Source organism: Microbacterium sp. UBA3394 (assembly GCF_002358725.1).
Classification (GTDB): domain Bacteria; phylum Actinomycetota; class Actinomycetes; order Actinomycetales; family Microbacteriaceae; genus Microbacterium; species Microbacterium luteum.
Genome location: NZ_DEPK01000196.1, coordinates 39,366 through 49,345, shown reverse-complemented (window position 1 = coordinate 49,345; position 9,980 = coordinate 39,366). Strand labels below are relative to the sequence as shown.

General features: G+C 70.0%; 12 protein-coding genes and 1 pseudogene. 10 read left to right on the top strand and 3 right to left on the bottom strand.

Going from position 1 to position 9,980, the window contains the following annotated elements; genetic code table 11:
- The 7 genes and pseudogenes from B4E30_RS12060 to B4E30_RS12030 form a co-directional block, all read left to right on the top strand.
- A pseudogene (locus B4E30_RS12060) lies at window positions 1-411 on the top strand (translational GTPase TypA); the annotation flags it as partial.
- Between the two features lie 217 nt (window positions 412-628).
- On the top strand, window positions 629-1,381 hold the full coding sequence (locus B4E30_RS12055) for an AzlC family ABC transporter permease (protein ID WP_286795422.1): 753 nt from the start codon (window positions 629-631) through the stop codon (window positions 1,379-1,381).
- The gene (locus tag B4E30_RS12050) at window positions 1,378-1,692 is read left to right on the top strand and encodes an AzlD domain-containing protein (RefSeq protein ID WP_286795421.1); all 315 of its coding nucleotides are present in this window, start codon (window positions 1,378-1,380) and stop codon (window positions 1,690-1,692) included. Before B4E30_RS12055 ends, B4E30_RS12050 begins: the two co-directional genes overlap by 4 nt.
- A 23-nt stretch (window positions 1,693-1,715) precedes the next feature.
- Entirely contained in the window at window positions 1,716-2,099 is a 384-nt protein-coding gene (locus B4E30_RS12045) for a DUF6113 family protein (protein WP_286795420.1), read from the top strand.
- Between the two features lie 9 nt (window positions 2,100-2,108).
- On the top strand, window positions 2,109-2,429 hold the full coding sequence (gene fdxA, locus B4E30_RS12040) for a ferredoxin (RefSeq protein ID WP_286795419.1): 321 nt from the start codon (window positions 2,109-2,111) through the stop codon (window positions 2,427-2,429).
- A gap of 3 nt (window positions 2,430-2,432) precedes the next feature.
- Window positions 2,433-3,545: a succinyldiaminopimelate transaminase gene (gene dapC, locus B4E30_RS12035; protein WP_071042924.1), complete on the top strand. Its 1,113-nt coding sequence runs from the start codon at window positions 2,433-2,435 to the stop codon at window positions 3,543-3,545.
- Window positions 3,546-3,736: 191 nt separating this feature from the next.
- The gene (locus B4E30_RS12030; protein WP_075807067.1) at window positions 3,737-5,032 is read left to right on the top strand and encodes a citrate synthase; all 1,296 of its coding nucleotides are present in this window, start codon (window positions 3,737-3,739) and stop codon (window positions 5,030-5,032) included.
- 43 nt (window positions 5,033-5,075) lie between these two features.
- On the opposite strand, the gene B4E30_RS12025 is transcribed toward B4E30_RS12030, so the two are convergent.
- The 3 genes from B4E30_RS12025 to dapD are packed head-to-tail and all read right to left on the bottom strand — an operon-like array spanning window position 5,076 to window position 7,371.
- A complete protein-coding gene (locus B4E30_RS12025; protein WP_071042925.1) occupies window positions 5,076-5,738 on the bottom strand; it encodes a hypothetical protein in 663 nt (220 codons plus the stop codon).
- A gap of 39 nt (window positions 5,739-5,777) precedes the next feature.
- Window positions 5,778-6,383 carry a YdcF family protein gene (locus B4E30_RS12020; protein WP_071042926.1) on the bottom strand — a complete coding sequence of 202 codons (606 nt, stop codon included), beginning with the start codon at window positions 6,381-6,383 and terminating at the stop codon, window positions 5,778-5,780.
- Window positions 6,384-6,414: 31 nt separating this feature from the next.
- The gene (gene dapD / locus B4E30_RS12015) at window positions 6,415-7,371 is read right to left on the bottom strand and encodes a 2,3,4,5-tetrahydropyridine-2,6-dicarboxylate N-succinyltransferase (RefSeq protein ID WP_286717159.1); all 957 of its coding nucleotides are present in this window, start codon (window positions 7,369-7,371) and stop codon (window positions 6,415-6,417) included.
- Window positions 7,372-7,415: 44 nt separating this feature from the next.
- On the opposite strand from dapD, the gene dapE reads away from it, so the two are divergent.
- The 3 genes from dapE to B4E30_RS12000 all read left to right on the top strand — a co-directional run bounded on the left by dapE (window position 7,416) and on the right by B4E30_RS12000 (window position 9,945).
- Window positions 7,416-8,489 (top strand): succinyl-diaminopimelate desuccinylase, encoded by a 1,074-nt coding sequence (gene dapE / locus B4E30_RS12010; protein ID WP_286717157.1) that lies wholly within the window; start codon window positions 7,416-7,418, stop codon window positions 8,487-8,489.
- Window positions 8,474-9,697 (top strand): hypothetical protein, encoded by a 1,224-nt coding sequence (locus tag B4E30_RS12005; RefSeq protein ID WP_071042927.1) that lies wholly within the window; start codon window positions 8,474-8,476, stop codon window positions 9,695-9,697. The genes dapE and B4E30_RS12005 overlap by 16 nt, the downstream gene beginning before the upstream one ends.
- A 74-nt stretch (window positions 9,698-9,771) precedes the next feature.
- A complete protein-coding gene (locus B4E30_RS12000) occupies window positions 9,772-9,945 on the top strand; it encodes a DUF3117 domain-containing protein (RefSeq protein ID WP_064485917.1) in 174 nt (57 codons plus the stop codon).
- The last annotated feature ends 35 nt before the right edge of the window (window positions 9,946-9,980 follow it).

Genomic DNA, 9,980 nt, shown 5'->3' with positions numbered 1-9,980 from the left:
TGGGCGGGGCAGATCGTCGCGCGACAGAACGGCTCCATCGTCGCCGATCGGGCAGGGGTGGCCACCCCGTTCGCCATGATGGCCCTGCAGGAGCGCATGTCGTTCTTCGTGCAGCCCACCGAGGAGGTGTACGAGGGCATGGTCGTGGGGGAGAACACCCGCTCCGAGGACATGGATGTGAACATCACCAAGGAGAAGAAGCTCACCAACATGCGCTCGTCGACCGCCGACGAGCTCGAGAAGCTCACCCCGCCGCGCCAGCTCTCGCTGGAGGAGTGCCTGGAGTTCGCCCGTGAGGACGAGTGCGTCGAGGTCACGCCCGAGCGGGTGCGCATCCGCAAGGTGATCCTCGACCAGACCGAGCGCGCCCGTCAGACGAGTCGCCTCAAGCGCCAGGACGCGAACGCCTGACCCGCCCCATCGAGCGGTCAGTGCGCTGCCTCGGTGCGCCGTTCCCGCATCGACGTCCCGCGCCGGTCAACAACACCGGAGATTCTCGAGCGCGGTGAGGACGCCGCCCGGGTTTGCGGGCCGCAGCCACCACGCCCGCGCACGAACTCCTGCGTTGTTCACCGTGCCCGGTGGCGGCGTCGCGTGAGAGTGTCGGAGCTGAACGGTGGTGACGTCGATGGATGAGGCGGCGGATGTGAACGACGAGGCGGACGCGCGCGCGGCGTGGCGCGAGGCCGTGGGGGTCGCGCTCGCCACGAGCGCCTACGGCGTGTCGTTCGGTGCCCTGGCGGTCGCGTCGGGACTGGACGTGTGGCAGGCGTGCGTGCTCAGCCTGCTGATGTTCACCGGCGGATCGCAGTTCGCCTTCGTCGGCGTCGTCGCCGCGGGCGGTGTGGCGGCCGCGCCCTCGGCGGTCGCGTCGGCGGCCCTGCTGGGGGTGCGCAACGTCGCCTACGGAATGCGGATGTCCCCGATCATCGGACGACGCCTGGCCACGCGGCTGACCGCGGCCCCGTTCACGATCGACGAGTCCACCGCCGTCTCGCTTGCCCGCGAGACGCCGCGTGCGCGCACGATCGGGTTCTGGGTCACCGGGATCGGCATCTATGTCGGATGGAACCTGTCCACTCTCGCGGGCGCACTCCTCGGCGACGTTCTCGGCGATCCGCGTGCGTACGGGCTCGACGCCGCGGCGGCCGCGGCGTTCCTCGCCCTGCTCTGGCCGCGCCTGCGGCACCGGCAGCCGATCGCGGTCGGGATCGCCGCAGCCGTTGTCGCAACCCTCCTCACCCCCGTGCTGATGCCGGGCATCCCGGTCCTGCTCGCCGCCGTGGTGGCCGTCGTTGTCGGGTGGTTCAACCTGCTGGGCCGCGATGACCGTCCGCCCCGCGAGCCCGCCGACGCACCCGAGCGGGAAGGGCTGCCGTGAACCTCTGGACCGCTGTGCTGATCGCCTCGATCATCTGCGTGGCGTTGAAGACGGTCGGCTATCTCATTCCGCCGCGCTGGCTCGAGGCGCCGCGCCCCGCCCGCATCGCCGATCTGCTCACGGTGGCGCTGCTTGCCGCGCTCGTGGCCGTGCAGACGCTCGGTGACGGGCAGGCGGTGACCGTCGACGCGCGGGTGCCGGCGGTGCTCGTCGCGGCGGGGCTGCTGCTGCTGCGCGCACCGTTCCTCGTCGTCGTCGCTGTGGCCGCGGCGACGGCTGCGCTGCTGCGCCTGGTCGGCTGGGCGGCGTGACGCGCCCGGACTAGGCTGTCACGGTGAACTCGTCCCTCCCGGTGCGCCTGGCCACGTGGATCCTCGCCTTCGTCATCGGAGCCTTCTACGGCCTCGCCGGCACGATCGGCCACTCCTACGCGATCGTGGGCATCCCCGTCGGCCTCGTCGTCGCGGTCATCGGCTCGGCGGCCCTCCTCCTGGCGGTGCGGCTGCTCACGGCCGATCGCTGGTCGACCCTGGCAACGGGAGGGGGAATGATGGTCTCGACCCTCGTCTTCTCGGGTGAGGGGCCGGGCGGGTCCGTCGTGGTGCCGCAGACGGAGATCTCCCTCGTGTGGACCTTCGCGGTGCCGCTGGTCGTGGCGCTCGCGGTCGCCTGGCCGAGCCTGCCGTCGGTCGACGAAGCCGCCACGCGTGACGCGTAGACTGACACCGTGACGTATGTGATCGCCCTCCCGTGCGTGGATGTCAAAGACCGCGCCTGCATCGACGAGTGTCCGGTCGACTGCATCTACGAGGGCGAGAGATCTCTCTACATCCACCCCGATGAGTGCGTCGACTGCGGAGCCTGCGAGCCGGTGTGCCCCGTCGAGGCGATCTACTACGAGGACGACCTGCCCGATGAATGGCAGGACTACTACAGGGCCAACGTCGAATTCTTCGACGACATCGGCTCGCCCGGGGGTGCCGCGAAGGTCGGCGTGATCGCCAAGGACCACCCGGTCATCGCCGCCCTCCCGCCGCAAGAGCACTGATCCGTGGGAGTCGCAGACCTCGCCGACTACCCCTGGGATGCGGTCGCTCCGTATGCGGAGCGGGCGCGTGCCCATCCCGACGGGATCGTCGACCTGTCGGTCGGCTCGCCCGTCGACCCGACGCCGGCGGTGGTCGCGGCCGCCATCGCGGCGGCGACGGACGCCCACGCCTACCCGCAGACCGTCGGCACGCCCGCCCTGCGCGAGGCGATCGTGCGCTGGTACGAGCGGCGGCGCGGCGTGACGGGGCTGACCACCGCGAACGTGCTCCCGACCATCGGGTCGAAAGAGCTCGTGGCGCTGCTGCCGCTGCTGCTCGGCCTCGGCTCCGGGGACATCGTCGTGCATCCGCGCGCCGCGTACCCCACGTACGAGGTGGGCGCACGTCTGGTCGGAGCGGTGCCGCTCGCCGCCGACGATCCCGCGGAGTGGCCCGCCGGCACCCGGCTGGTGTGGCTGAACTCGCCCGGCAACCCCGACGGACGGGTGCGGGATGCCGCGGCCCTGCGCGCCGCGGTCGAACGGGCCCGGGAGCTCGGTGCCGTCGTCGCATCGGACGAGTGCTACGCGCTGCTCGGATGGGATGCGCCGTGGGATGCCGTCGGCGTGCCGTCGGCGCTCGAGCCCGGCGTGACCGGTGGTGATCTCGCCGGCGTGCTCTCGGTGTATTCGCTGAGCAAGCAGTCCAACCTCGCGGGGTATCGGGCCGCGTTCGTCGCCGGCGACCCGGCGCTCATCGCCTCGCTGCTGACCGCCCGCAAGCACCTCGGGCTCATGCTGCCCGGGCCCGTGCAGGCGGCGATGATCGCGGCGCTCGACGACGACGCGCACGTCGACGCGCAGCGCGAGCTCTACCGCCGTCGCCGAGACGTGCTTCTTCCCGCTGTGCGCGAAGCGGGCTTCCGCGTCGACGCGAGCGAGGCGGGGCTCTACCTGTGGGCGACCGAGGGACGTGACGCGTGGGAGAGTCTCAGCCGGCTCGCCGACCTCGGGATCCTCGCCGGTCCCGGGCACTTCTACGGTGCCCACCATCCGCAGCACGTTCGCTTCTCGCTCACCGCCGCCGACGAGCGGATCGACGCCGCGGCGACGCGCCTGCGCGCTACCGTGCGCTGAGGGTGCCGTAGGAGGGATCCACCATCGGGTGCGGTCCATCTTTGGTCGTGTCATCAGTGGGCGCCCGCCATGGGTAGGCTGTAGAACGCGCGGCCATCGCGAACATCGCCTTCCGCGCCGACCCGAGGGCACCACCCGGTGCCGGACGGGTCGACGACCCCCGGGACGACCAGAAATCGCGAGGAGGCGCCGTGAGCGACGCGGGCATTCAGCAGGACAACGCCACCATCACCATCGGTGGCACCACGACCGAATATCCGCTGGTGCACGGCACCGAGGGCGCGCCGAGCATCGATGTCTCGGCGCTGACGAAGAAGACCGGTTACACGGCGCTCGACTACGGCTTCGTCAACACCGCCGCGACCAAGTCGTCGATCACCTACATCGACGGCGATCAGGGCATCCTGCGCTATCGCGGGTACCCCATCGAACAGCTCGCCACCCATTCCAGCTACCTCGAGGTGGCGTGGCTGCTCCTGTACGGCGAGCTGCCGAGCGCCTCGGAGCTCGAGGCCTTCGACGGACGCATCCGTCGTCACACGCTTCTCCACGAAGACCTCAAGCGCTTCTTCTCGTCGCTGCCGCCGACCGCGCACCCCATGTCGGTGCTCTCGGCGGCGACCGCCGCTCTTTCGACGTACTACGAGAACGAGTCCGACCCGCACAATCCCGAGCACGTGGAGCTCAACACCATCCGCATGCTCGCCAAGCTCCCGGTGATCGCGGCGTACGCGCACAAGAAGAGCGTCGGGCAGGCGTTCCTCTATCCCGACAACGGGCTGAGCTTCGTCGACAACTTCCTGAAGCTCAACTTCGGTGTGCTCAGCGAGATCTACGAGGTCAACCCCGTCATGTCTCGGGCCCTGGAGCGCCTCCTCATCCTTCACGAGGACCACGAGCAGAATGCCTCCACGTCGACCGTTCGGCTGGTCGGCTCGACCGGAGCGAATCAGTTCTCCTCGATCTCGGCGGGCATCAACGCCCTGTACGGACCCCTCCACGGCGGCGCCAACGAGGCCGTGCTGGCGATGCTCGCGCAGATCCGGGATTCGGGTGAGAGCGTGCAGCGATTCGTCGAGCGCGTCAAGAACAAAGAAGACGGCGTGAAGCTCATGGGCTTCGGACATCGCGTCTACAAGAACTACGATCCGCGCGCGAAGCTCGTCAAGGAGTCGGCCGACGAGGTGCTCGAAGCGCTCGGTGTCAGCGATCCGCTCCTCGATCTCGCCAAGGAGCTCGAGGAGATCGCCCTCAGCGACGATTACTTCCGGGAGCGCCGCCTGTACCCGAACGTCGACTTCTACACCGGCGTGATCTACAAGGCGATGGGCTTCCCGACGCGGATGTTCACCCCCCTGTTCGCCATCGGCCGTCTGCCGGGATGGCTCGCCCACTGGCGCGAGATGCAGACCGATCCGCAGACCAAGATCGGCCGGCCGCAGCAGCTGTACGTCGGGTCGGCCGAACGCCGGTACCCCGGCGCCTGAGCGGGGCGGGGCCGCGCGGTCGATCGGCTCCGAGAACGACGGCTCAGCCGCCGGCGGGGGAGAACGTGTAGGAGAGCCCCACAGGTGCGTCTTCGCCCCGGATCGTGACCATCGCCCCGATCGTCATGCCGTTTGCCGTGACCGGCGGAAGTGCGGCCGCGTATTCACCGTCCGACGCGCCCGACGCGGCGGTGAGCTCCTCCTCCAGACGCGAGAAGTCCTCTTCGCGCCATCCCCAGGTCTCGGCGTCCTCCCGGAGCTGCCCGACCGCCGCCGTCCACGATGTCGGCGCGACGGGACGCAGCTCGACGGTGGTCACCGAGTCGGCGTCGGTCGTCAGCGTGAGCGCTTCGACGAGCTCGACGCTCGCGACGCCGTCGTCGCCGAGCAGGATGGCTCGCACCGGGACCAGGGGCTCCACCTGCTGCGAACCGGACGCGGGGAGCCCGAGGGATGCAGCCGGCTCCGCCGTCTCGCGAAGATCGATGCGGACGACCCCCTGTCGGGTGAGGTAGTCCACTCCGGCACGGGTGAACGTCGACATGCCGTCGTCGGTCACCTGGTCCGTCGACGGCGTCTGGGCCGGATCGGTCCACCACGAGTTCTGGATCGACAGGGCGCCCCACGCGATGGCCACGCAGATGATCGCAACCACGGTGATCGGCACCCATGACAGCGCACGCCGCTGCCGTCGGGTCAGGCGCATGGCCCGCGGCGCGAGGACGGCAGCATCATGCTTCTCAGGCTACGCGTCATCCGGTTGCTCCTCCGGTGGCGGAAGGCGCCGCCGATGCCGGATCGAGACGACGGTGCCGAGGATCTTGAACGGCAGCACTTCGCCGAAACGGTGGTCGGCGGCGCGCCGCAGGCGTGAGGCGAGGTCGGGTCGCTGCTCGGCGAGGGCGGCTCGTGCCATCTCGGCGTGCGGGGAATTGGACACGATCGCTATTGATTCGGCGTCTTCGATCAGGGGGATGATCTCGCGGAGGTTCTCCCGGGTCGACCGGCTCCCGGTCTCCAGGGCGATGGGTCCGCGGTAACCGCGCTCGCGGGCATAGCGCGCCATGATGCGTGCTTCCGGAACGGAGCTGTGCACTGCCCCGCCGCTCAGCACGAGCACCGTGCGCGGAACCCGCGGATCGATGGAGCGGATGCCCGCTCGCACGCGGTAGCGGTTGACGGCGTTCGCGCGCACGCCGCGATTGCCGTACCCGAGCACGACGATGGCTTCGACCCGGGGAGGCGTCGTGCGGCGGCGGGGAAGTCCGCGCCGGCTGGAGAGCCAGTGGTAGACATCGGCGGCGAGGGCGACCGCGATGACCGTGGCGACCGCGATCGTCGCCCCGGTCATCGCCGGGTTCCGCCGCACGTGCCGGTCCGGTTCAGGCGTGGAGGGCCTCGTTGAGCGTGACGCCCACGCCCGCTCGGGCGAGGGCCTCGATCGCTCCCGTGACGGAGTTGCGTCGCAGCAGCACGCCGTCGCGCCCGGAGAGGTCGCCCCCCTTGACGGTCGGGCGGCCGCCGTCGGCGACCGGCGGCTGATCGGCGAGCACGATCTTCGATCCGGCGGTGACGTAGAGCCCCGCCTCGACGACGCAGTCGTCGCCCAGCGAGATGCCGATGCCGGCATTGGCGCCCAGCAGCGTGCGCGCGCCGATCGACACCTTGTGGGTGCCGCCGCCGGAGAGGGTTCCCATGATCGACGCGCCGCCGCCGATGTCGCTGCCGTCGCCGACGACCACACCCTGCGAGATGCGTCCCTCGACCATCGACGCGCCGAGCGTGCCCGCGTTGAAGTTCACGAAGCCCTCGTGCATGACGGTCGTCCCGGGCGACAGGTAGGCACCGAGTCGCACACGCGACGCGTCGGCGATGCGCACGCCCTCGGGCGTGACGTAGTCGAGCAGGCGCGGGAACTTGTCCAGCCCCTGCACCTGGATTCCCTCGCGCGCCAGGAAGGGGCGCAGCCGCGTGGCATCGTCGGGGTGCATCGGCCCGGCGTTGGTCCAGGCGACGTTGGGCAGATGCCCGAAGATCCCGTCGAGGTTCAGACCGTTCGGGGCGACGAGGCGGTGGGACAGCGCGTGCAGTCGCAGGTAGGCGTCGGATGTGCCGGTCGGCGCGGCATCCAGGTCGATCTCCAGCGTCACCAGCTCGACGGAGACGGCGCGGCGCTCGTCGGGCACGGCCAGGTGGTCGAGGTTCTCGGTCGCCTTCGCGGGGTCGTATCCGCCGGGGATGCGGCCGGCAGTCGGGGAGGGGAACCAGGTGTCCAGCACCGTCCCCGACTCGGTCACCGTCGCCAGGCCCGTGCCCCAGACCCATCGTTCGTCGCTCATGCCGTCCACGCTACCGGCTGCGATGCGGTCGTTAGACTCGGGGGATGCCGGACCTCGACCTCACCGCAACGTCCGTCGACCTCACGCGCGCGATCTGCGACATGCCCAGCGTCTCGGACGACGAGACCGTGCTGGCCGATGCCATTCACCTCGCTCTCGCCGAGCACGGTCACCTCGACCTGCATCGCGACGGCGACACGATCGTCGCACGCACCCATCTCGGTCGTGACCGCCGCGTCGTCATCGCCGGGCACATCGACACCGTTCCGATCAATCAGAACGTGCCCACGCGCGACATCGAGATCGACGGCGAGCCGTTCATCTGGGGTCGTGGGACGGTCGACATGAAGGCCGGCGTCGCCGTGCAGCTGAAGCTGGCGGCGGAGCTCACGACGTCCAACGTCGATGTGACGTGGATGTGGTACGACCACGAGGAGGTCGCGGCCGAACGCAACGGTCTGACCCGCCTCGCGCGGAACAGCCCCGAGCTGTTCGCCGGCGACTTCGCGATCCTCGGCGAACCGTCCAACGGGCAGGTGGAGGGCGGCTGCAACGGCAACCTGCGCGCCGTCGTGCGCACCGAAGGGGTCAGAGCCCACAGTGCGCGCTCGTGGATCGGCGAGAACGCGATCCACAAGGCCGCTCCCATCCTCGCCCGCCTCGCGGAGTACCGCGCGCGGGAGGTCACCGTCGAAGGCCTCGCCTACCGCGAGGGGCTCAACGCGGTGCACGTGCGCGGAGGGGTGGCCGGCAACGTCATCCCCGACGCGTGCGAGGTCGAGGTCAACTACCGGTTCGCGCCCAGTCGCGACGGCGCCGAGGCGGAGCGCCATGTGCGCGAGGTCTTCGCGGGCTTCGACGTCGAGGTCGTCGACCTCTCCGAAGGGGCGCGACCCGGGCTCGATTCGCCGCTGGCGCAGGAGTTCCTCACGGCCGTCGGTGCCGAACCGCGCCCGAAGTACGGGTGGACGGACGTGGCACGGTTCTCGGCCATGGGCGTTCCCGCCGTCAACTACGGTCCCGGCGACCCGCACCTCGCACATCACGACGAGGAGCGGGTCCCCGTGGCGCAGATCGTCGAGGTCGAGCGCGGTCTGCGAGCGTGGCTGACCGCGTGACGGAGCGGGCGGAAGCTTCCGCCCCGTCGCTCTGGACGCGCCCGGCGCTGCGCGTCGCGTTGGTGTACCTGTCGGCGCGCGTGGTCACGAGCGCGTTCTTCGTTCTCGCCTCCGCGCTGGCCCCGGCGGATGCCCGGCACGGCCAGGGGGCGACGATCGGCACCTATGTGCTGGCGTGGGACGCCCAGTGGTACTGGCTCATCGCCTTTCAGGGGTATCCCACCGAGCTGCCGCTGACCGAGGCCGGCCGCGTCGCCGAGAACGCGTGGGCTTTCATGCCGCTGTATCCCGCACTGTCGGCGGTGGTCGCGGCGCCCTTCGGGCATTGGGGGGTCGGGGCGTTCCTGGTCACGCTCACGGCCGGCTACGGATGCGCGCTCGTGCTGCATCGGATGTTCCGCGAGCGTCTCGGCGAGAGCGCCGCGCTGTGGGGAGTGGTGTTCTTCTCCGCCGGGCCGCTCGCCGCCCTGCTGCAGGTGGGCTACGCCGAGGCGCTGTTCCTGTTCTTCCTGCTGCTGGCGATCCGCTGCGTGCAGAAGCGACGCTACGGCTGGCTGTACCTGCTCATCCCGCTCATGGGCTTCACGCGACCCGGGGTGCTCGCGTTCGCGCTGTTCCTCGCCCTCTACGGTCTGTGGCGGCTCACCCGTCGCACGGTCGAGCCGGTCACCCGCCGGGATGTCGTGCACATCCTGGCCCTGGGCGCCCTCGCGACGATCGTCGGGTTCTCGTGGCAGGTGATCGCGGCGGTGGTCACGACGGACGCGTCGGCTTATCTGGAGACAGAGCTGGCCTGGCGGCGGCAGTGGGTCGGCGACGCGGGCGGATTCCTGCCGTTCGAGGGGTGGGTGCAGGGAGCGACGTTCTGGTTCCCGCGGTGGGGACTGCCCGCCTGGCTCGGCGTCACCGCCCTGGTTCTGCTGGTGGCCGCTGTCGCCGCCCTTCTCCTGCTCGAGCCGCATGTCCGCAGACTCGGGATCGAAGTGCGCCTGTGGTCGGCGAGTTATCTCGTGTACCTTCTCGCGGTGTTCTTCCCGCAGTCGAGCACGTTCCGTCTGCTGTTCCCGCTCGCTCCGCTGGCCGGTGCGCTCGCCGTTCCCCCGTCCCGGCGGTGGCGGATCGGGGTGCTGGTGGCGTGTCTGATCGGCCAGGTGGTGTGGATCTACAACATGTACACGCTCGGAAACACGTTCTGGCGCATCCCCTGACGGCACATTTCCGTCGACGGGCGGGTGTGCACGATAAACTCGGGAGGCAGACCTCCACAAGAAAGGGAGCCACGATGGCAGCGATGAAGCCGAGAACCGGAGACGGGCCGATGGAGGCCGTGAAGGAGGGGCGCCTCATCATCGTGCGTGTTCCACTCGAGGGTGGGGGCCGTTTGGTCGTCTCTGTGAACGATGCTGAGGCCAAGGAGCTTCACGACGTTCTGGGGGGTGTCGTCAGCGCAGCCTGACGTACGTTCTCGTCTCACACACGAAAAGGCCGGTC